The 21,171-nt window shown below is 64.0% G+C and carries 23 protein-coding genes and 1 riboswitch; of the genes, 19 read left to right on the top strand and 4 right to left on the bottom strand.

Annotated features, from left to right (window positions below; all coding sequences use genetic code 11):
* Positions 1 to 69: 69 nt before the first annotated feature.
* Both DQW91_RS02785 and DQW91_RS02780 read left to right on the top strand, forming a co-directional pair.
* Entirely contained in the window at positions 70 to 615 is a 546-nt protein-coding gene (locus DQW91_RS02785; RefSeq protein ID WP_112662009.1) for an SH3 domain-containing protein, read from the top strand.
* Between the two features lie 53 nt (positions 616 to 668).
* Positions 669 to 818 (top strand): DUF3096 domain-containing protein, encoded by a 150-nt coding sequence (locus tag DQW91_RS02780; RefSeq protein WP_112662008.1) that lies wholly within the window; start codon positions 669 to 671, stop codon positions 816 to 818.
* Positions 819 to 882: 64 nt separating this feature from the next.
* Here DQW91_RS02780 and DQW91_RS02775 read toward each other — a convergent pair whose 3' ends face one another.
* The 3 genes from DQW91_RS02775 to irr all read right to left on the bottom strand — a co-directional run bounded on the left by DQW91_RS02775 (position 883) and on the right by irr (position 4,989).
* The gene (locus DQW91_RS02775; protein WP_112662007.1) at positions 883 to 3,378 is read right to left on the bottom strand and encodes an arylsulfatase; all 2,496 of its coding nucleotides are present in this window, start codon (positions 3,376 to 3,378) and stop codon (positions 883 to 885) included.
* Between the two features lie 208 nt (positions 3,379 to 3,586).
* Complete coding sequence (locus tag DQW91_RS02770) at positions 3,587 to 4,465, bottom strand: EamA family transporter (protein WP_112662006.1); 879 nt, start codon at positions 4,463 to 4,465, stop codon at positions 3,587 to 3,589.
* Positions 4,466 to 4,518: 53 nt separating this feature from the next.
* Complete coding sequence (gene irr, locus DQW91_RS02765) at positions 4,519 to 4,989, bottom strand: Fur family transcriptional regulator Irr (protein WP_112662005.1); 471 nt, start codon at positions 4,987 to 4,989, stop codon at positions 4,519 to 4,521.
* 273 nt (positions 4,990 to 5,262) lie between these two features.
* Here irr and fabA point away from each other — a divergent pair, with 273 nt between their 5' ends.
* From fabA to DQW91_RS02700, 13 genes are all read left to right on the top strand, one after another.
* Positions 5,263 to 5,781: a 3-hydroxyacyl-[acyl-carrier-protein] dehydratase FabA gene (fabA, locus tag DQW91_RS02760; RefSeq protein ID WP_112662004.1), complete on the top strand. Its 519-nt coding sequence runs from the start codon at positions 5,263 to 5,265 to the stop codon at positions 5,779 to 5,781.
* Positions 5,782 to 5,958: 177 nt separating this feature from the next.
* Entirely contained in the window at positions 5,959 to 7,182 is a 1,224-nt protein-coding gene (gene fabB, locus DQW91_RS02755; RefSeq protein WP_112662003.1) for a beta-ketoacyl-ACP synthase I, read from the top strand.
* 160 nt (positions 7,183 to 7,342) lie between these two features.
* A complete protein-coding gene (gene fabI / locus DQW91_RS02750; protein ID WP_112662433.1) occupies positions 7,343 to 8,152 on the top strand; it encodes an enoyl-ACP reductase FabI in 810 nt (269 codons plus the stop codon).
* A gap of 249 nt (positions 8,153 to 8,401) precedes the next feature.
* The gene (locus DQW91_RS02745; RefSeq protein WP_112662002.1) at positions 8,402 to 9,028 is read left to right on the top strand and encodes a DsbA family protein; all 627 of its coding nucleotides are present in this window, start codon (positions 8,402 to 8,404) and stop codon (positions 9,026 to 9,028) included.
* A gap of 109 nt (positions 9,029 to 9,137) precedes the next feature.
* Positions 9,138 to 10,658, top strand: a complete 1,521-nt coding sequence (murJ, locus tag DQW91_RS02740) for a murein biosynthesis integral membrane protein MurJ (protein WP_112662001.1) — start codon at positions 9,138 to 9,140, stop codon at positions 10,656 to 10,658.
* A gap of 65 nt (positions 10,659 to 10,723) precedes the next feature.
* The gene (trpS, locus tag DQW91_RS02735) at positions 10,724 to 11,761 is read left to right on the top strand and encodes a tryptophan--tRNA ligase (protein ID WP_112662000.1); all 1,038 of its coding nucleotides are present in this window, start codon (positions 10,724 to 10,726) and stop codon (positions 11,759 to 11,761) included.
* Between the two features lie 122 nt (positions 11,762 to 11,883).
* The gene (locus DQW91_RS02730) at positions 11,884 to 12,381 is read left to right on the top strand and encodes a universal stress protein (protein ID WP_112661999.1); all 498 of its coding nucleotides are present in this window, start codon (positions 11,884 to 11,886) and stop codon (positions 12,379 to 12,381) included.
* 217 nt (positions 12,382 to 12,598) lie between these two features.
* Entirely contained in the window at positions 12,599 to 13,159 is a 561-nt protein-coding gene (locus DQW91_RS02725) for a NifU family protein (protein WP_112661998.1), read from the top strand.
* Between the two features lie 66 nt (positions 13,160 to 13,225).
* Positions 13,226 to 13,813 (top strand): malonic semialdehyde reductase, encoded by a 588-nt coding sequence (locus tag DQW91_RS02720; protein ID WP_112661997.1) that lies wholly within the window; start codon positions 13,226 to 13,228, stop codon positions 13,811 to 13,813.
* A gap of 81 nt (positions 13,814 to 13,894) precedes the next feature.
* Positions 13,895 to 14,578: a tRNA (adenosine(37)-N6)-threonylcarbamoyltransferase complex dimerization subunit type 1 TsaB gene (gene tsaB, locus DQW91_RS02715; protein ID WP_112661996.1), complete on the top strand. Its 684-nt coding sequence runs from the start codon at positions 13,895 to 13,897 to the stop codon at positions 14,576 to 14,578.
* 8 nt (positions 14,579 to 14,586) lie between these two features.
* Positions 14,587 to 15,072, top strand: a complete 486-nt coding sequence (locus tag DQW91_RS02710) for a GNAT family N-acetyltransferase (protein ID WP_112661995.1) — start codon at positions 14,587 to 14,589, stop codon at positions 15,070 to 15,072.
* A 199-nt stretch (positions 15,073 to 15,271) separates the two neighbouring features.
* Positions 15,272 to 15,679 carry a Fur family transcriptional regulator gene (locus DQW91_RS02705; protein ID WP_425373364.1) on the top strand — a complete coding sequence of 136 codons (408 nt, stop codon included), beginning with the start codon at positions 15,272 to 15,274 and terminating at the stop codon, positions 15,677 to 15,679.
* On the top strand, positions 15,676 to 16,449 hold the full coding sequence (locus tag DQW91_RS02700; RefSeq protein WP_245410870.1) for a lysophospholipid acyltransferase family protein: 774 nt from the start codon (positions 15,676 to 15,678) through the stop codon (positions 16,447 to 16,449). The genes DQW91_RS02705 and DQW91_RS02700 overlap by 4 nt, the downstream gene beginning before the upstream one ends.
* A gap of 39 nt (positions 16,450 to 16,488) precedes the next feature.
* On the opposite strand, the gene DQW91_RS02695 is transcribed toward DQW91_RS02700, so the two are convergent.
* Positions 16,489 to 16,986, bottom strand: a complete 498-nt coding sequence (locus DQW91_RS02695; protein WP_112661994.1) for a 6,7-dimethyl-8-ribityllumazine synthase — start codon at positions 16,984 to 16,986, stop codon at positions 16,489 to 16,491.
* A gap of 54 nt (positions 16,987 to 17,040) precedes the next feature.
* Positions 17,041 to 17,192, bottom strand: a riboswitch (FMN riboswitch).
* A 156-nt stretch (positions 17,193 to 17,348) separates the two neighbouring features.
* Here DQW91_RS02695 and DQW91_RS02690 point away from each other — a divergent pair.
* From DQW91_RS02690 to ybeY, 4 genes are all read left to right on the top strand, one after another.
* Positions 17,349 to 18,011 (top strand): hypothetical protein, encoded by a 663-nt coding sequence (locus DQW91_RS02690; protein WP_112661993.1) that lies wholly within the window; start codon positions 17,349 to 17,351, stop codon positions 18,009 to 18,011.
* An 80-nt stretch (positions 18,012 to 18,091) separates the two neighbouring features.
* Positions 18,092 to 19,450, top strand: a complete 1,359-nt coding sequence (gene miaB, locus DQW91_RS02685; protein WP_112661992.1) for a tRNA (N6-isopentenyl adenosine(37)-C2)-methylthiotransferase MiaB — start codon at positions 18,092 to 18,094, stop codon at positions 19,448 to 19,450.
* A 112-nt stretch (positions 19,451 to 19,562) separates the two neighbouring features.
* Positions 19,563 to 20,672: a PhoH family protein gene (locus DQW91_RS02680; RefSeq protein ID WP_112662430.1), complete on the top strand. Its 1,110-nt coding sequence runs from the start codon at positions 19,563 to 19,565 to the stop codon at positions 20,670 to 20,672.
* Entirely contained in the window at positions 20,669 to 21,160 is a 492-nt protein-coding gene (gene ybeY / locus DQW91_RS02675) for an rRNA maturation RNase YbeY (protein WP_112661991.1), read from the top strand. The genes DQW91_RS02680 and ybeY overlap by 4 nt, the downstream gene beginning before the upstream one ends.
* Positions 21,161 to 21,171 lie beyond the last annotated feature (11 nt).

Genomic DNA, 21,171 nt, shown 5'->3' with positions numbered 1-21,171 from the left:
TCGCGTGGCGCGGCCCGTCACGCTTCTCTACCAGAGGCGTGACGTTAGACAAACCCGATGCAAAGCCCAATGCGCAAGATCGCCTTCACGCTCCTCTTCCCGATTTTGCTCCTGACCGCCTTGAGCGCCCTGCCTGCCGCGGCGCAGGAGCTGCCGGGAGGCCGCAGGGGCACGGGCCTGCCGGTCCCGCGCTATGTCAGCCTCAAGACCGACCGGGTGAACCTGCGCGAGGGCCCCTCCAAGGACCACCGCACTGCCTGGGTGTTCCAGCGCGCGGGCCTGCCGGTGGAAATCATCGCCGAATATGAAACCTGGCGGCGCATCCGCGATTCGGAGGGCACGGAAGGCTGGGTGCTGCACTCCCTGCTTTCGGGCCGCCGCACGGTGCTCATCATGCCATGGGCCAAAGACCGCACTCCCATCCCGCTTCTCTCCCGCCCCGACGACAAGGGCGACACGGTCGCCCAGCTCCAGCCGGGCGTGATCGCCAACATCAAGGAATGCACCGGCAGCTGGTGCCACATCCAGATCGCTCTGGAGCGCTCCCGCGACGTGGACGGCTATATCCGGCAGGACAAGCTGTGGGGCGCCTACCCCAATGAGAAGGTGGAATAGCCCTCAACGCTTTCCACTGAAGCCTCCGTCCCTATCGACGAAAGACACACCGAATGACGCTTTCCTTAAGCTTCACCAAGCTGCTCCCGATCCTCGCCCTGATCCTCGGCATCGGCTCTCTGATCGCGCCGCGCTTTCTCAACATCTTCGTGGCGATCTTCCTGATCGTCTACGCGCTCGTGGGCTTCGGCCTACTGCGCTAGACCTTGAGATCGCATGATCCGGGCGAACAACCGGTGTCCACTTGTTCTGATCATGCTCTAAAGGCTACTCGCTCGACTTGTTGCTGCGCTGCATGCCCTCCATCAGGCGTTTCTGATCCTCGGGCGTGAGCTTTGGACGGTTGAGATCGATCGTCACCTTGTTCAAGGTGCCCGTGAACTTGAACGGCACCTGATAATCCTTGTCGTCGACCGGCGTGCCGGTGTCGGAGCCGATGTCGAGGGATTCGTCCCATTGCAGGATGAGCGGGATCGTGCGCTCCATTTTCTGCGTCGCGACCACCTTGTCGTCCACCTTGAGCACCCCGGTGGCGCTGCGGCCGAGGCCGCTCATGCTATTGAAGGCGAGCGTGCCGAAACCGAGCCCGTCATAGGTGAGCTCGAAGACAAGCGTGTGCTTGCCGGGAGAGAGCGCATCCTTGCCTTCCCAGCGCACGCGCTCCAGATCCACGAGGTTCCACACGTAAACCGGCTTGCCCTTGTTGAGGTAGAAGCCGTGGCCGCCGAAACGGCCGCCTTGCGTGATGAGCATACCCTCGGCCCCGCCCTGCGGCACCTCGATCTCCGCCGTGATGCGGTAGGACGTGCCGAGGAGCTGCGGCGCGTCGCCCATCGGAATTCCGATCAGCGGACCTGAATAGGTGAAGCTCGATCGCCCGGCCGTCACGCTCGGGCGGGGCGTGACCATGCGGGTCGCAATCGAGTTGTCGAGCGGCAGAACCTGATACTTCGCGGCCTCGACCAGAAACAGCTCCTGCATCTGCCTCAGCTTCGCCGGATTGGCCGCCGCGACGTCGTTGTTCTGGGTCCAGTCCTTGGTGAGATCGTAAAGCTCCCACTTGTAGCCGTTCGCCACGTCGGGATTGGGGGTGGAGGCAAGGTTCCAGGGCGCACTGATGGGGACCGTATTGGCGTACCAGCCGTCATGATAGAGGCCGCGGTTGCCGAGCATCTCGAAATATTGTGTGCGGTGGCGCGTCGGCACGGCGGCGGCGGCCTTGTCCCAGGTATACGCGAGGCTGATGCCCTCGATGGGTTTTTGCGCGATGCCATCGACCATCACCGGGGCCTGAATCTTCGTTGCCTCGAGGATCGTCGGCACGATGTCGATGACGTGGTGAAACTGGTTGCGGATGCCGCCCTTGTCCGCGATGACCTTCGGCCAGGAGATCGCCATGCCCTGTCGGGTGCCGCCGAAATGCGAGGCGACCTGCTTCGTCCATTTATAGGGCGTGTCGAAGGCCCAGGTCCAACCGACGGCCATGTGGTTGTAGGTCCTGTCGGAGCCCCACACGTCATAGAAATACTTGAGCTGGTCCGCGACGGGAACTTCCGCTCCGTTGAACTGCGCCACCTCGTTCGGCGTGCCGTTGGGCGAGCCCTCCGCGCTCGATCCGTTGTCGCCGCTGATGTAGACGATGAGGGTGTTGTCGAGCTTACCGGCATCCTCCACCGCCTGAATAACGCGGCCGATCTCGTAATCCGTATAGGCGAGATAGGCCGCATAGACCTCGGCCTGACGGGTGAAGAGCTTCTTCTCGTCGGCGCTCAATGAATCCCAGTTCTTGAGGAGATCCTGCGGCCAGGGCGTGAGCGCGGCGTCCTGCGGAATCACGCCGAGCTTCTTCTGGTTAGCGAAGATCTGGTCGCGCAGGGCATTCCAGCCCATGTCGAACTTGCCCTTGAACTTCTCGATCCATTCGGGCGTCGGATGGTGCGGCGCATGGGTGCCGCCGGGCACGTAATAGACGAAGAACGGTTTGTCCGGTTCGACCGCGTTCAGCATCTTGATATGGGCGACCGCATCGTCCGCCATCGCGGTGGTGAGGTTCCAGCCCGGATTGCCGAGATAGGGATAGATCGCCGTGGTGTTGCGGAAAAGATTGGGCTGCCATTGGCTCGTATCGCCGCCGACGAAGCCGTAAAAATACTCGAACCCCATGCCGAGCGGCCATTGGTCGAAGGGACCGGCCTGGCTCGCCTGAAAGGCGGGCGTGTTGTGATCCTTGCCGAACCAGGAGGTGGCGTAGCCGTTCTCGCGCAGGATGCGCCCGAGGGTGGCGGAATCCTTTTCGATGATGCTGTCGTAGCCCGGAAAACCCGTCGCCGCTTCCGTGACCTGCCCGAACCCGACCGAATGATGATTGCGCCCGGTGATCAGCGCCGCGCGGGTCGGCGAGCACAAAGCCGTCGAATGGAATTGCGTGTAGCGCAGGCCGTTATTGGCGATGCGGTCGAGATTCGGCGTCGGGATCACGCCGCCGAAGGTGCTCGGCGCGCCAAATCCCACATCGTCGGTCATGATCAGGAGAACGTTCGGCGCGCCTTGCGGCGGCACCACGCGCGGCTGCCACCAGGGCTTCGACTGGAAGGCATTGAGATTGATCTCGCCGCCGAACGGCGCGGCGGGCTGCGGCAGCACCCGGCCATCCAGGGTCTGGGTCGCCTCGGGTGAGCCCGGCGGGGCCTGCTGTGCTTGAGCGATCGTGATGGCCGTAAAACTCACGGCGAGAGCGGGAAGGGTCCATCGAGCCAGCATCATGGCGTGGTCCTCCAGCGGGTTTTACCGCCTCAAGAGTTTTACCGCCTCAAGACAAGCCTCGCCCCCTCCAGATCGCCATCATGAGCCCTTCGCGGGTCGGTCTTTTTTGGAGAACAGAGACAAACGCGTGGCGCAGTCGAAGGCCGCCGACGGTTCCCGAACGGACCGGAAGGCCCGCGGTTCCTGGCATAATCCTTTTGAGCCCGGCTCAGGCGGGCTTGAGCCGCTGCAGGGCGCGCCCGCCGAAGGTGTTGATCGCGAGGCCCGACACGATCACCGCGCCGCCCAGGATCTCGACCGGCAACATCCTCTCACCGAGAATGAGGGAAGCACAGGCGATGCCGGTGATCGGCACGAGGAGCGAGAACGGCGCGACCGTCGCCGCGCTGTGGCGGCTGAGCAGGAATCCCCAGATCCCGAAGCCGACGATGGTGGTCGGATAGGCGAGATAGGCCACCGCGCCGATGGCGGTCACGTCCATGTGGGTCAGGGCGGGGGCGATGCGCTCCCAGCCTTCGAGCCAGAACGACAGGGCGAAGAGCGGAATTGGCGGGATAAGGCTCGCCCACACCACGAAGGCCAGCATGTCGATGCGCCCGGCACGCTTCGAGATGATGTTGGCGACGCCCCAGGCCGCCGCCGCCGCGACGGTGAGCAGGAACGGCAGCACATCACTGCCGGTCAGGCGCGGCCAGGCGATCAGGATGAGCCCGAGGCAGGCGACGAGGCCGCCGAGGATCTGGTGAGGACCGGGCTTCTCGCGCAGGAGAACAGCGGCGAAGAGAATGGTGAAGAAGGCCTGCGCCTGCAGCACCAGCGAGGCGAGCCCCGCGGGCATGCCGATGGCGATGGCCGTGAACAGGAGCCCGAACTTCACGACGCCAAGCACGAAGCCGTAGCTTCCGACGATGCGCCAATCCGTTTGCGGGCGGGGCAGGAAGAACACCGTCGGCAGGGCCGCGAACAGGAAGCGCAAGCCGCAAAGCAGCAGGGGCGGGACCGTCCCGACGCCCACTTTGACGACGATGAAGTTGAAGCCCCAGATCAGGGTGACGACGAGGGCTAAGAGAACGTGGGCAAGGGGCATCGTCGAGCCTCGAGGGCTCCGACGCCCCTTCAAGAGACGTTATTGGCCTGAATTCAGGAGGATTTCTTCCGCAGCCGGACGATCACCTCGACACCGGCGACTTCCATGCCCTCCGGAGCGACGGGCAGGTCGGCGATGGTGATGCCGGTTTCGGGCATGTCCACCAGCTCACCCTCTTCCTCGAGGAAGTAATGGTGATGTTCGGTGGGGTTGGTGTCGAAATAGGCCTTGGTGCCGTCCACCGCGAGCTGGCGCAGGAGGCCGACCTCGGTGAACTGGTGCAGGGTGTTGTAGACCGTCGCCAGCGACACCGGCACGCGGGCGCTGGAAGCCTCGTCGAACAGCATTTCTGCCGTCACATGCCGGTTGCCCTTGCCGAACAGAAGCCAGCCGAGCGACACCCGCTGCCGTGTCGGGCGCAGACCCACCCGGCGCAATTTGTCGCGCAGCTCCGACAGGGGGCAGCCGCGGCGATATTGGGGCATCGATCGATGGTCGATGAAGGAAGACAGAGGATCGGTCATCTGGCAAAACTACGCGTTGAACCCGGCTCTTATCACTATAATCATAGGAAAGCGAGGGGGTTGCCGCAAGGCGAAGGCCGGGCGAAAAATCGCCGGGGTCATCGCAAGGCCCTTGCATCCTCCCGAAAATCCGGCATCGCATGCGCCCCTTTGAGGGATGGCCTCACTGTGCTACGAGGGCGCACCCAAGAGGCTTCAGGGACAATTTTCAGGAGCGTCCCCGCGAGCTTCGGCCTATATAAAAGTCAACGATTGAAAGGATCGGCATCCGGCATGGCCCGCAAGTCGAGCTATACTTACGAAGATCTTCTCGCCTGCGGGCGCGGAGAGCTGTTCGGACCCGGCAATGCGCAGTTGCCTCTCCCCCCCATGCTGATGTTCGACCGCATCACCTCCATCGGCGAGGACGGCGGCGCCTACGGCAAGGGCCATGTGGTCGCCGAGCTCGATGTTCGGCCCGATCTGTGGTTTTTCCCCTGCCATTTCAAAGGCGATCCGGTGATGCCGGGGTGCCTGGGCCTCGATGCTCTCTGGCAGATGGTGGGCTTTCACCTTGGCTGGCTCGGCGCGCAGGGGCGCGGCCGGGCGCTGGGTGTCGGCGAGCTGAAATTCTCCGACCAGGTTCTGCCGAGCGTCAAGAAAGTGGTCTATGGCGTCGATCTGAAGCGGGTTTTCCGGTCCAAGCTGGTTCTCGGCATCGCCGACGGATGGCTTGAGGCGGACGGACGCCGCATCTATGAAGCGAAGGACCTGCGGGTCGGCCTGTTCCAGGCGGATGCGCCCGTCGGCTAGAGTCCAATCGTGTTTCTTTGAAACACGATCAAACTCCTTTATTTACCGCATGATCCGGGCGAACAACCGGTTTCCACTTGTTCTGATCATGCTCTAGAGAAGCCTTTGCGGTTGAGAATACGTGATGCCGATCCTACGTGTTGGGATCGGCATCGAGTTTCTATGAAGAGGTAGGTTATGAGGCGCGTCGTCGTCACCGGCATGGGCATCGTTTCGTCCATCGGCAACAACACGCAGGAGGTCCTGGCCTCTTTGCGGGAGGCCAAGTCGGGCATCGTCCAGGCTTCCGATTACGAGAGGCTCGGCTTCCGCTGCCATGTTCACGGCGCGCCGCAGATCAACGTGGAGGAGATGGTCGACCGCCGCGCCATGCGCTTCCACGGCGGCGGCACGGCCTGGAACCATGTCGCGATGGATCAGGCCATCCGTGACGCGGGGCTGGAGGAAAGCGACGTTTCCAACGAGCGCACCGGCATCATCATGGGCTCGGGTGGCCCCTCGACCCGCGTGATCGTGGAATCGGCGGACATCACCCGCGAGAAGGGTCCCAAGCGCGTCGGCCCCTTCGCGGTGCCCAAGGCCATGTCCTCGACCGCCTCGGCGACCCTCGCCACCTGGTTCAAGATCAAGGGCGTGAACTACTCGATCTCCTCCGCCTGCGCGACCTCGAACCATTGCATCGGCAATGCCTACGAGATGATCCAGTACGGCAAGCAGGACGTGATGTTCGCGGGCGGCTGCGAGGATCTCGACTGGACGCTCTCCGTCCTCTTCGACGCGATGGGCGCCATGTCCTCGAAGTACAACGACCGTCCGGCGGTCGCCTCCCGCGCCTATGACGCGAACCGCGACGGCTTCGTGATCGCCGGCGGCGCGGGCGTTCTGGTTCTCGAGGAACTGGAGCACGCCAAGGCGCGCGGCGCGAAGATTTACGGCGAGATCGTCGGCTACGGCATGACCTCGGACGGCTACGACATGGTCGCGCCGTCGGGCGAGGGCGCGGTGCGCTGCATGCGCATGGCCCTTCAGAACGTGAAGACGCCCATCGACTACATCAATCCGCACGCCACTTCGACGCCTGTCGGCGACCAGAAGGAAATCGAGGCGATCCGCGAGGTCTTCGGCGCGGGCGAGAAGTGCCCGCCGATCTCGGCCACAAAGTCCCTCACCGGTCATTCCCTCGGCGCGACCGGCGTGCAGGAGGCGATCTATTCGCTTCTGATGATGAACAACCGCTTCATCTGCGAGAGCGCGCATATCGAGGAAATCGATCCCGCCTTCGCCGACATGAACATCGTGCGCAAGCGCATCGACGACGCCAAGATCGACACGGTTCTCTCGAACTCGTTCGGTTTCGGCGGCACCAACGCGACACTCGTCTTCAGCCGTTACGCGGCCTGAGGAGAATCGGGCGTCACATCACTGAGACATTGCCGTGCGAACCCCGGAAAAACGGGGACCTTGCATGAACATGCTCATCGACATTGCCAAAACGGCCCGCGACGCAAGCCGCCACCTCAAGGAGCGGCACGGGAGCGAGCCGGTGCATAGGGGGATCCAAGTGGAAGGTCTCATGCAAGGAAAACGCGGCCTCATCATGGGCGTCGCGAACGATCACTCCATCGCCTGGGGGATCGCGAAGGTGCTCGCCGGGCACGGCGCGGAACTGGCCTTCACCTACCAGGGCGAGGCGCTCGGCAAGCGCGTGGCGCCGCTGGCGGAATCGCTCGGCTCGAACCTCGTCCTGCCCTGCGACGTGGAGGACATCGCCTCCGTCGACGCGGCCTTCGAGACACTCGACAAGCACTGGGACTCCATCGACTTCGTGGTGCACGCCATCGGCTTCTCCGACAAGTCGCAGCTCAAGGGCTCCTATGTGGACGTCACCACCCGCGAGAACTTCTCGCGCACGATGGTGATCTCCTGCTTCTCGTTCACGGAAGTCGCGCAGCGCGCGGCCCAGCGCATGAAGAATGGCGGCTCGCTCCTCACCCTCACCTATGGCGGCTCAGTGCGCGTGATGCCGAACTACAACGTGATGGGCGTGGCGAAGGCGGCGCTGGAGGCGAGCATGCGCTACATAGCGGCCGATCTCGGCCCGCAGGGCATCCGCGTCAACGCCATCTCGGCAGGCCCGGTGCGCACGCTTGCGGGCGCGGGCATCTCGGATGCGCGCGTGATGTTCAACTATCAGAAGGAGCACGCTCCGCTTCGCCGCTCGATCACCATCGAGGATGTCGGCGGTTCGGCGCTCTATCTCCTCTCCGATCTGTCGAACGGCGTCACGGGCGAGATCCACTACGTGGATTCCGGCTACAACATCATCTCGATGCCGCGCCCGGAAGCGCTGAAGAACGGCGACGAAGCTTAAAACGTCGACATTGAAGGCCGGGGGATTGCGCGATGCATGATCTTCGCCCCGCAACCCCCGACCTGGAAGGCCGTGCGGCCCTCTTGCGAGACAGCCTCTCGGCTTCACGCGCATCGATGGCGAGGACACCGTTACCCATCGCCTCATGATTTCACGAGCGTGTGAGATCGCGGGTTTTGCCTTGCGATAGTCGAGCTTGACCGGCACGAAGGATCGTCTGTCATCCGCCGATCCATCTTGAGTCCCGCCATGATCCTCTCCCGCCGCGCTTTCGTCGCTGGTTGCGCCGCATCGCAACTCACGGTCCCTGCTTTCGCGCAAAAGGCCCCCGAGCCACAGCGCGTGCCGGTGGAACTCGTCGAGGACACGCTGGCGCTGCCGTCCCTCGTTCGTCTCGGCCATGAGCATGGGGATGTGATTGTCGTCGAGTATTTCGACTACAACTGCCCCTGGTGCAAACGCTCCGCGCAGGACCTGCCCACGCTTTTGAAGGCTGAGCCCGATGTCTCTTACGCGCTGGTGAATTTCGCTGTGCTCGGCGCGCCGTCCGTGGAAGCGACCCGCATCGCGCTCGGCTTCCTGCAATTGCAGGGACCGGAAAAGTATCTCGACCTGCATCTCGCCCTGTTCGGCCTGCGCGGCGCCGTCAACGGGCAACGGGCGCTCGCGGAGGCCGAGAAGCTTGGCGCGGATCCGCAAAAGCTCGTGGACCTGGCGGACGCCAAGAAGACCACGCAATGGATGAAGCAGGCTTTCCAGCTCGGCAATTCGCTGGGCCTCATCGCCACCCCATCGTTCCTCGTCGGCACCGATTCCTACGTCGGCGGCATGACGCTGGCGCAAAAGCGCGAGGCGATTGCGAAGGCGCGGGGATGATCCGGGAACGCAAGGGCGGCATCGACTCGCCCTTGTCTCGCAGCACTTAGACAAAGCTTCCCATCGCCGCTAAAGCTGCAAGATCGTTTCTCGAAACGCGGCTCTCGCCATGTCGCTCGTCCGTTCCTCTCTTCTCGTCGGCCTCGGGGCCGGTGCCTCGCGCATCCTGGGCTTCGCGCGCGATGTGCTGTTCGCGCAGGCGCTCGGCGCGGGACCGGTCGCGGATGCGTTTCTCGCCGCCTTTCGCCTGCCCAACCTTGTGCGCCGCGTCGTCGGAGAGGGCGGGCTCAACCCCGCCCTGATTCCCGCGCTCGGGCGCATGGAGCCGGAAGAAGCCGCGCCCTTCGCAGGCGACGTGATGAGCGTTTTCGCGCTGGCGGTGACAGGACTCACGGGCCTCGTCATTTTCGCAGCTGGCCTTGTCTCGTTTCTCCTCGCACCCGGCCTTTCGAGCGAGGACACGCTCGGCCTCGTAGCGCTTTACACCCGCCTCGGCTTTCCCTCCGTGATCGGCGTGACGCTCGCCTCCATCGGCGCGGCCCTGCTCAACTGGCACCGCCGCTTTACCGCCGCGACGATGGCTCCGCTCGTGGTCAACAGCGCGCTGATCGCAATGCTGATCGCCCTGCCGCTGATCGGCGATGTGCCCTTGCGGACCAAGGCCGCCTGGCTGGCTGTCGCCGCGACCCTCGCCGGGCTCGTGCAGCTTGCCATCGTCGCGCTTGCCCTCACCAAGGGCGAGCCGCGCCCGATCCGTTTCCGGAAACCCCGCTGGACGCCCGCCCTGCGCGGCATCCTGCTCGCCGTCTTTCCGGCGCTGGTCGCCAGCGGGGCGGTGCAGCTCTTCATTCTCGCGGCGACGCAAGTGGCCTCGTTCTGGCCCTCCGGCGTGTCCTGGCTCTATTACGCCGAGCGCGTGATGCAATTGCCGCTCGGGCTCATGGGCGCGCTTGGCGCGTCCGTGCTTTTGCCCGAACTCGCCCTTCGCCACCGCGCGGGAGAGCACGAGGCCATCATCGCCGCGCAGAACAAGGCAATGGAGCTTGCCCTGCTGCTCGCCCTACCGGCGGCGACGGCGCTCGCGATCCTCGCCCACCCCATCGCCAGCGTCCTGTTCGAGCGTGGCGCGTTCAGCCCGCAGGATGCAGACGGCACCGCCGCCGTCCTTGTGGGCCTCAGCGCCGCCTTGCCGCTGGCGGCCCTGAGCAAGGTGCTCTCGCAGACGCTGTTCGCGCGCGGCTCGCTGCGCGGCACCCTCATCGCCACGCTGGCCGGCCTCGTCGCAACCTTTGTCGCGGCATGGGGGCTCGGCCGCCTGTTTGGCATTTCCGGCATTGCGCTCGGCGTCGCCGTCGGGTGCGCAACACATGTGGCGATGCTTGCCTTTTTGCTCGCTATTGTGGGCCTATGGCGTCCCGACCGGGCCTTAGGCCTTCGGATCGTGAAGATCGCGCTCGCCAGCCTCGTTCTGGCGCTCGGGCTTTTCCTCGCCATGAAAGCCCTTCCCGAACCGGGACTTTTTGCCCTCGCGCTCCTGTGCGTCGGAGGGTTCGTGCTCTACGCGGTGGCAGCCCTGATGCTCGGCGCGGTCACGCGGGATGAGATCGCACAGCTGATGCGCAAATCTTGAGGCTTGCATCGGCGCGCCGCCCTGTCATAACGCGCCCCGGTAAAGCTTTGGAGTTTTAAGGCATCATGGCGCAGTTCAAGGAGCTCGTGTTCTCGGGGATGCAACCCACCGGGAATCTGCATCTCGGCAACTATCTCGGCGCGATGATCCGATGGATCGAGCTCCAGAAGACCCATGAATGCATCTATTGCGTCGTCGACCTGCACGCGATCACCGTGCCGCAGGAGCCGCCGGTGCTGAAGAAAGCCATCCGCGAGGTCACCTCCGCCTATATCGCCGCAGGCCTCGACCCGAAGAAAAGCATCATCTTCAACCAGAGCCAGGTTTCCGGCCACGCGGAACTCGCCTGGGTGGTCAATTGCGTCGCCCGCCTCGGCTGGCTGAACCGCATGACCCAGTTCAAGGAAAAGGCGGGCAAGGACCGGGAGAACGCCTCCGTCGGCCTCTACGCCTATCCCAGCCTGATGGCCGCCGACATCCTGCTCTACCGCGCGACGCATGTGCCGGTGGGCGAGGACCAGAAGCAGCATCTCGAACTCACCCGTGACGTGGCGCAGAAGTTCAACAACGACTTTGCCGCCTCCATCGCGGAGCACGGCTTCGGTGAGGCGTTCTTCCCGCTGCCGGAGCCGCTGATCCAGGGTCCGGCGACCCGCGTCATGTCGCTGCGCGACGGCTCGAAGAAGATGTCGAAATCGGACCCCTCCGATTACTCGCGCATCAACCTGACAGACGACGCCGACACCATCGCCCAGAAGGTGCGCAAGGCGAAGACCGATCCCGAGCCCCTGCCGAGCGAGGTCGAAGGCTTGAAGACCCGCCCCGAGGCCGAAAACCTCGTGGCGATCTACGCCGCGCTGACCGGCACGACGCCGGACGACGTGTTGCGCGACCACGGCGGTTCGCAGTTCTCCGGCTTCAAGACGGCGCTCGTGGACGTCGCCGTGACGAAGCTCTCCCCGATCGCCGGCGAGATGCGTCGTCTGATGGCCGACCCCGGCCATATCGACGCCATCCTCGCCGACGGCTCCGCCCGCGCCCGGGCCATCGCCGAGCCGACCATCAACGCGGTGAAGGACATCGTCGGCTTCGTACGGGCTTAAAATCCACCAGTCGAATCTAAGCAAAAGGGTCCGGAAACATCCGGACCCTTTTTCGTTAGAACTCCCCGGCTTGCGCAACGCGCCCACCCGCGTCAGCATCACAGTATGATGGGGAGCGTGCCGTGAGCGGAAAGCGCCGATCCTACGAGGCCGGGCACCGGCCAAAATTCCTGGTGGTGGTCGACGAGACACCCGAATGCGCCCGGGCGATCCATTTCGCCTCGCGCCGCGCCGCCCGCACGGGGGCGAGCATGCTCATGCTCTCCATCGTCGAGCCGCCCGCCAATTTCGAATGGCTCGGCGTCGGCGAGGCGATGATAGAGGAAGCCCGCAAAGCTGCCGAAAAGCGCCTCGAGGAGGCTGCCCGCGAGACCCGCACAGCGGCAGGGGTCGAACCGGAACAGGTGATCCGCATCGGCGAGAGCGCCGATACCATCGTCAAGCTGATCGACGAGGATGAGGACATCTCCTTCCTCGTGCTGGCCGCCGGAACCGGCAAGGACGGTCCCGGCCCCCTCGTCTCGAGCCTCGCGAGCCGGGTGGCCTCGACCTTTCCCGTGCCCATCGTCGTCGTGCCGGGGTCCTTGAGCGACGAGGAGATCGACGCGCTGGCGGGGTAACGATCCCCTCATCCCGGACGCCGAACGCGATCCGGGATCGCAAGACAGAAGGACGCATCGTTCGGCACGCGATCCCGGGTTCTGCTGCGCAGCCCCGGGATGACAGGGCACTCCCTTGGAATCCGCACCGCCCCGATCCACATTCGGCGAACAATCTGTTAGAACGATTCTATCCCATTCACTCGGCCGGCCTTGAACCGGCGCAGAGGACAAGACGATGTTCATCCAGACTGAAGCGACTCCCAATCCCGCAACCCTCAAGTTTCTGCCCGGACGCGTGGTGATGCCCGAAGGCACGTTCGAGGCCCGCGATGCGGCGGGCGCGACCGGTTCGCCGCTGGCGCAGCGGCTGTTTGCCGTGCCCGGCGTCGGCAGCGTGTTCTTCGGCTACGATTTCATTTCCGTCACCAAGAACGAGGGCGAGTGGCAGCACCTGAAGCCGGCCATTCTCGGCGGCATCATGGAGCACTTCATGACCGGCGCGCCGGTGCTCGCCACCGGCACGGGACCTTCCGCCGAGGACGGCGAGGAGTTTTTCGACGATGCGGACGCCGCGACCGTCGAGACCATCAAGGAGCTGCTCGAAACCCGCATCCGCCCCGCCGTCGCGGGGGATGGCGGGGACATCACCTTCCGCGGCTTCAAGGACGGCGTGGTCTATCTCGTGATGAAGGGCGCGTGCTCCGGCTGTCCGTCCTCCACCGCCACGTTGCGGCACGGCATCCAGAACCTCCTGCGTCATTTCCTGCCGGACGTGCGCGAGGTGCAGGCGGTTTAAGCTTGGCTTCCCAGCTCTAGAATCAAGCGCGGCCCTTTGAGGCCGCGTTTTCTTTTGGGGGCATCATTGAACCAGCTCGACGACGCCGCGCTCAACCAGCTTTTCTTCAACGCCCGCACGCTTCGCCATTGGCAGGACGAGCTCGTGGGGGAAGATCTCCTACGCGCTGTCGCGGACATGGCAAAGCTTGGCCCCACGAGCGGCAATTGCTGCCCCGCGCGGTTCGTCTTCGTCGTGACGCCGGAGGCGAAGGAGCGCCTGAAGCCGCATCTCGACGAGGGCAACGTGCGCCAGACCATGAGCGCGCCGGCAACCGTGATCGTCGGCTACGATCTCGAATTCTACGAAAAGTTTCCGCTCCTCGCCCCCTGGGCCGATGTCGATTCCTGGCGCAGCGCTCCGGCGGAACGGGTGAAGGAGGAAGCCTTACGCAATTCCTCCCTTCAGGGCGCCTACCTGATCCTCGCCGCCCGCGCCTTTGGGCTCGATTGTGGGCCGATGTCCGGCTTTGACGCCGATGGCGTGACGGAAGCATTCTTTCCCGACGGCACGGTGAGGGCCAATTTCCTTATCAATCTGGGCTACGGCGACCGTTCGCATCTTCGCCCGCGCGGGCCGCGTCTCGCCTTCGAGGACTTTTGCTGGATCGTTTGACGGCATCTTTTACCGAAAAGCGGTTCCCACCACTGCGCATCATGCTCTAAAGAGGGCGCTCGACCATACGGAGATCTGACGTTGCGCGTTCTTGCCATCGATACGGCGCTTGGCGCCTGCTCGGCTTGCGTTCTGGATACCGACAAGGCCGAGCCGCTCGCCCGCGAGACGATTGCGATGGATCGGGGCCATGCGGAAGCCTTGCTGCCGCTGATCGACCGGCTGATCTCCCATGTGGAAGGCAGCTTCAAGAGTCTCGACCGCGTCGCCGTGACCATCGGCCCCGGCAGCTATACGGGCCTGCGCGTCGGCATTTCCGCCGCCCGCGCCATCGGGCTCGCGGCGAGCATTCCCGTCGTCGGAGTCGCGACGCTCTCCGCCTATCTCGCGCCGATGCTCGCGGGCGAGGGGCGCGGCCTCTTCACCGCCGCCATCGATGCCAAGCACGGCCACATCTATGTCCAGGCCATCGCCAAGGGCGGGCTGACCATCATTCCCCCGAGCCTGATGGGCCTGCGCGATGCGCTGCGCCTCCTCGGCTCCGGCCCGCTTCTCCTGACCGGCTCCGCCGCGCCGATCCTCGCCGCCGAAGCCTGGGCGCAGGGCATCGACGCCACCATCACGGAAACCCCGCTCGCGCCGGAAATCACCTGGGTCGCCCGCCTCGGGGCCATCGCCGACCCTGCTCAGGCCCTGCCGAAGCCGCTTTACCTGCGCGGTCCCGATGCCAAGCCGCAGGACGGGGCGCGAATCGCGAGGCGCTGATTGCCGCGATGAGCTTTCTCGACCGCTTCCGCGCACGCCCCTCCATCCGCTTCGCGACACTGGGAACGGACCAGGCTCCGCGCCTTGCCGCGATCCACGCCAGCGCTTTCGCAAGGGCCTGGGACGTGCCTGAGTTCGAGCGGCTTTTGGGCGAGCGGTCCATCGCCGCCGAGGGGCTTTTCCTCGGTTCGGCCCATGCTCCTTCCGGTTTCGTGCTGTCGCGGGTCGTCCTCGACGAGGCGGAAATCCTCACCGTGGCGATGGGCCCGGAGGCCCGCGGCAAGGGCCATGCCCGCCCGCTTCTCGCCCGCCATTTCGAGGATCTGGAACGGCGCGGCGTGCGCCATGTCCATCTTGAGGTCGAGGACGGCAACGTTGCGGCCCTTGCCCTCTACAGGCGGCTCGGTTTCCGGGAAATCGGGCGGCGCGAGGGCTATTACCTGAAGGCCGACGGCAGCCGCGCGACGGCACTGACCATGAGCCTTTCCCTGTAACCTGATTCGACGAAACCGGATCATGATCTAGAGCAAAATTCGATCATTCTGAATCGGAATTTAGCTCTAACTCTTTGATTGAACGCATTTTCTTCACGAAAAGTGGTGTCCACTTTTCTTGAAAATACTCTATAAGCAGGTCAAGGAGGCGACCTTGGCAACACGGTCCAGAGCACAAACACACAAGCGTTCCGACGCCATCGAGCGCGCCTGCCGCGAGAAGGGCCTGCGCATGACCGGCCAACGCCGCGTGATCGCGCGCATTCTCGACGCGGCGGACGACCACCCGGACGTGGTGGAGCTGCATCGCCGCGCGGTGGTGGTGGACGACCGCATCTCGCTCTCCACCGTCTACCGGACGGTGAAGCTTCTCGAAACGCAAGGCATCATCGAGCGGCTCGATTTCCGCGACGGGCGCTCGCGCTACGAGCAGGCCGCGCGGGAGCACCATGACCACCTCATCAATCTCGAAACCGGCGACGTAATCGAATTTCAGTCGGACGAGATCGAAGCCTTGCAGACAGAGATCGCGAAGAAACTCGGCTACAAAGTGGTCTATCACCGCCTCGAGCTTTATGCCGTTCCCATCGACGAGGACGAGGCGTGACCGTTTTTCTTTTCGCGGCGCGGCTTTTCCTTCTCGCGCTGTTTGCCGCCGTCGCCATTCCGCTGCAGATGCTGTCTTTGCGCCTGAACTGGCGGATCCTGCATCATGTGCCGATGATGTTTCATCGTGTGCTGCTGGCGCTTTTCGGCATCCGCGTGATCGAGCGCGGCACGCCGCCCGACAAGAACAAGGCGACGCTGGTTCTTTCCAACCACGTCTCCTGGCTCGACATTCCGGTGGTCGGCTCGCTGCGCCCGCTCTCCTTCATCGCCAAGTCCGAAGTGGCGACCTGGCCTGTGGTCGGCCTTTTTGCGAAGCTCCAGCGCTCGGTGTTCCTCGACCGGCAGCGCCGCAAGGCGACGGCGGAAGTCAACGGCGCGGTGGCGCAGCGCCTCGCCAAAGGCGACGTGATCGTTCTATTTCCCGAGGGCACCACCGGAGACGGCACGCATCTTCTGCCGTTCCGATCCTCCATCGTCGGCGCGGCGCAGGCGGCGGTAAGCGATCCGACCATCGAAACCCTCAACTTGCAGCCGCTTGCCATCGCCTATACCCGCCGCAACGGCCTGCCCGTGACGCGGCGGGACCGTCCCTTCATCGCCTGGTACGGCGACATGGAGCTTGCGCCGCACCTGAAGGAGGCGCTGACCGGCGGCCCCCTCGACGTGGTCGTGACCTGGGGCCCGTCCGTGCCCATCGACGGCCACCGCAAGGAAGCGACCGCCGCCGCCGAGACCGCCGTGCGTCGCGCGATTCATCGCGAGGGGTGAAGGGGGCGGGGACCGCCGTTGTAACGGTCCCCCACCGGTTCAATGCGCCAAAGGCAATGCGTAAGGAGCGTGTGTTATCGCAAGGCACGCCGCCGCGGCTTCGCGGCCCTTCACTTCGAAATGACCGGCGAAGAAATCGTGATGCACGGCGTGCTCGTGAAACTGCTGTGGCGTCAAAACCGCCGACAGCACCGGAACCTCCGTTTCGAGTTGAACCTGCATGAGGCCGGAGATCACCGCCTGCGCGACGAATTCGTGTCGATAGATGCCGCCATTGACGACAAGGCCCGAGGCGACGATGGCGCCGTAGAGGCCGCTCTTCGCGAGCCTTTTCGCGAGAAGCGGAATTTCGAATGCGCCGGGAACCTCATAGAGATCGATGGACCGGCGTTCGACGCCGCGCTCGTTCATCGCCGCAATGAAAGAATCGCGGCAATGGTCCACAATGTCCTTGTGCCAGCAGGATTGAATGAAGGCGATTTTCTTCTGTTGGGATGTGAACTGATTCACGTTGGCTTTCCTTTTTTGCCAGACCATGAATCAGGGCAAACGGAAGCGGCGACGGCGCGCTGAGAAGCGCGGCTTCGCTACGACCGATCTCTTTCATCCGGACTATCACCGTCGGCTTCGGAATCGCACCGAATCTGCTGACCTTCTCGCGAAAACGAAAAGCGCTCGCGGGCTTAAGGGCTTAAGGCCCCATCACCGCCGGTGGGGACTTTCACCCCGCCCTGAGATCATCACTCACCCGGCGGGTGAGCGTGTGCAGTTAAGGTCGCGGCGAGGGCTTTGGCAATAAGGGTTTATCGGTACGATCGACACCGACACGCCGCTCTAACCGCCGACACGCTATTCTTGCCTTCGCAAAAGTCTTAAAACGTCCGAAGGGGAGGCTGACAATGTTGCGTTATGTGATGGCGATCATGCTGTTGCTGAGCGGTTCGGCCGTTGCCGCACCCGAATCCTGGACAAAGGATTCGGTTCGTTGCGAGGCCGAAGCGGATTGCCTCAAGGCTCTCGTGGGAACGGCTCATCGAGAAGGTGATCGCCTGCATTTGAAGCTTGAGAACGGCGAAACCAAAACTTTGGTCGGGAACGAGAAGGCCTGCCTGGGCGATGATGCCGGCGAATGCGTGATCTACGATCTGCGCGCCCACATCCCTGCGCTCCAAGCCTACGTTGTGGGATATCGTCTCTATGAGGGCAGTGGCGGGATCATTGTCAGTACGAAAACGGGACAGGCCTTGCTTCTGGAAACCCTGCCCGAGTTCTCGCCCGATGGCAGATGGTTCGTTTCCGCGGGCCCCGACTACGCTCATGGCGAGTCGTTGGAGCCTTACGACGTGACAATCTGGTCATACGCTCCCGATGCCTCAAGAGAAGTGTTCCGCTATCTCGCACCGAGAGGGCGATCCTTGGAGTATTGGGAATTCGCGGGGTGGGAGAGCAACGACCGGATCAGGCTGAAGGTGAGGATTGTGTCGGTATCGGACCCCGAGCTGGAGCAGGACGCCGATGCCGTTCGAACGGACCAGGGCTGGAAGCTGAACCGACCCAACTGACCCCAAAAGGCTCCTATTCTCTTGGCGCCACAAACCGCTTAAAAGACGTTCTCATTCCAAAATTCCAGACAGGCCGACGCGTGAAAAAAGTCTTCGTCAAATCCTATGGCTGCCAGATGAACGTCTATGACGCCGAGCGCATGGCGGACATGCTGGCGGGCGAAGGCTATGCCGAGACGAAGGCGATGGAGGAGGCGGATCTCGTCATCCTCAACACCTGCCACATCCGCGAGAAGGCCGCCGAGAAGGTCTATTCCGAGCTTGGGCGCGTGCGCGAGCTCAAGGAAGAGCGCGAGGCGCAAGGGCACGAGACGAAAATCGTGGTCGCGGGCTGCGTTGCGCAGGCCGAGGGCAAGGAGATCCTGCGCCGCCAATCCGCCGTGGACGTGGTCGTCGGCCCGCAGAACTACCACCGCCTGCCGGATCTTTTGAAGCGCCCGCGCGCCGAGCGCATCGTCGACACCGAGTTCCCCATCGAGGACAAGTTCGACCACCTGCCCGCGCCGACCAAGGCCAAGACCCTGAGCCGGGGCGTGTCGGCCTTCCTCACCATTCAGGAAGGCTGCGACAAGTTCTGCACCTTCTGCGTCGTGCCCTACACGCGCGGCGCGGAAGTCTCGCGCCCGGTGGCGAAGATTCTCGATGAGGCGATGCGTCTTGCCGATGCGGGCGTGCGCGAGCTCACCGTGATCGGCCAGAACGTGAATGCCTTTCACGGCGAAGCGGCGGACGGGTCAGTGTGGTCCCTCGGGCGTCTCCTGCATCGCCTTGCCGAAATTCCCGGCATCGTGCGACTGCGCTACACCACGAGCCATCCGCGCGACATGGACGAGGAGCTGATTGCCGCCCATCGCGACCTGCCCGCGCTGATGCCGTATCTTCACCTGCCGGTGCAGTCCGGGTCCGACCGCATTCTCGACCTGATGAACCGCAAGCACACCGGCGACGAATATCGCCGCCTGATCGAGCGCATTCGGCAGGCGCGGCCCGATATCGCACTGTCCTCCGATTTCATCGTCGGCTTCCCCGGCGAGACGGATCAGGATTTCGAGGACACCATGCGGCTCGTGGCCGATATCGGCTTTGCCAGCACGTTCTCCTTCAAATACAGCCCGCGCCCCGGCACGCCGGCGGCGGAGCATGACGTGCAGGTTCCCGAGCCCGTGAAGGTCGAACGCCTCGCCCGCTTGCAAAACCTGTTGGAAACCCAACGACAGGCTTTCAATCTGGGAACCGTCGGTCAGACTCTGGACGTTCTTCTGGAGAAGCCGGGACGCCACCCGGGCCAGATCAACGGCAAGTCGCCCTATCTGCAACCCGTGCAGATCGAAAGCGAGGCCGTGAAGATCGGCGAGGTGGTGACGGTCCGAATCACCGGGAAGAGCTCGAACAGTCTGTTCGGGGAGTTGATCGGGCATGGCGGCCGTGAGGCCGCTTGAATCGAGTGGCTGCATGATCTGGCGGTGAACCGGTACCCACTTCACCGGATCATGCTCTGAGATGGTTTTGTCGCATGATCTGGCGGTGAACCGGTACCCACTTCACCGGATCATGCTTGAGGGGAGACGTCATTTGAGGCCAGCGGACAGCGTGACCGCACGAGCGCAGAAGGGTCGGAACACCTCGGATTTCCACCCCGGCGTAGACGAAGAGGCCGAGATCATCCTGACCTTCGAAGACAACCGCCTCGCGGGGCTTGTTTTCGGCCAATACGACCAGAACCTCGCCCATCTCGAGCGTCGCCTCGGGGTCGTCGCCATCGCCACCGGCAACCGGGTGACCCTGAAGGGCTCGCCCGAATCGACCGAGCAGGCGCGGCGCGTTCTCGAAGCCCTCTATGAGCAGGCCCGCCAGAGCGCCATGCTCTCCCCCGGCGACGTGGATGGGGCGATTCAGGAAAGCACCCTGCAAGGGTCGCTCTTTCCCGCCGAGGAGCCGACCATCCCCGGCCTCACCGCCTTCGACCACATCGCCACCCGCAAGCGCGGGGCGGTGCGCGCCCGCAACACGGCGCAGAACGCCTACATCAAGGCGCTCAAGCAGCATGAGCTGGTCTTCGCCGAAGGCCCCGCCGGCACCGGCAAGACCTGGCTCGCCGTCGGCCACGCGGTCTCGCTGCTCGAACAGGGCAAGGCGGAGCGGCTCATTCTCTCCCGCCCCGCCGTGGAGGCGGGCGAACGGCTCGGCTTCCTGCCCGGCGACATGCGCGAGAAGGTCGATCCCTATCTTCGCCCGATCTACGACGCCCTCTACGACTTCATGGAGGCGCGTTTCGTCGATAGGGGCCTGCAGACCGGCATGATCGAGATCGCGCCGCTTGCCTTCATGCGCGGACGCACGCTCACCAACGCGGTCGTCTTGCTCGACGAAGCGCAGAACACCACTTCCATGCAGATGAAGATGTTTCTGACCCGCCTCGGCGAAGGGTCGCGCATGATCATCACCGGCGATCCCACCCAGATCGACCTTCCCCCCGGCCAGAAGTCGGGCCTCGTGGAAGCCGTGCGCATCCTCGAGGGGGTGGAGGGCATCGGCCGCGTCACCTTCAAGGAGCAGGACGTGGTGCGCCACGATCTGGTGCGCCGCATCGTGACGGCTTATGAGGATGCCCACCGGGCGGGCCAGGGTCTGCCGGAGCGCATGCAGGACCGAAGGACGTGATTGAGTTCGACATTTTGGCGGAGGGCGGCGGCTGGGAGAGCCTCCCCGAAGCGGAGGCCCTTGCAGCCAAAGCCGGCGAGGCGGCAGCCTCCGTCGCCGGCGTGGCGGACAAGGACTTCGAGATCAGCCTGCTTCTTGCCGACGATGCACGGGTTCAGGAGCTGAATCGCGATTTCCGGGGCAAGGACAAGCCCACCAACGTGCTGTCGTTTCCGGCTCCCGAACCGCCTGAGGGTTTCGACGGTGGGAATTTTGGCCCTCGCCATCTCGGCGATATTGCCTTAGCCTACGAAACCTTGGTGCGGGAGGCGGAGGCGGAAGCCAAACCCCTTGCCCATCATTACGCCCATTTGATTGTTCACGGTGTGCTGCATCTTCTCGGCTACGACCACGAGGTCGAGGAGGATGCGCAGATCATGGAAGCCCTGGAGGTAAAGGCGTTGGCCACACTCGGCATCGACGACCCTTACCGTGATATGGCAGCCTGAACGCGAACCGT

It is taken from the genome of Microvirga flavescens (assembly GCF_003290125.1).
Lineage (GTDB): Bacteria > Pseudomonadota > Alphaproteobacteria > Rhizobiales > Beijerinckiaceae > Microvirga > Microvirga flavescens.
Note: the sequence above shows the minus strand (reverse complement) of the source record. Positions and strands in the feature narration are given on the sequence as shown.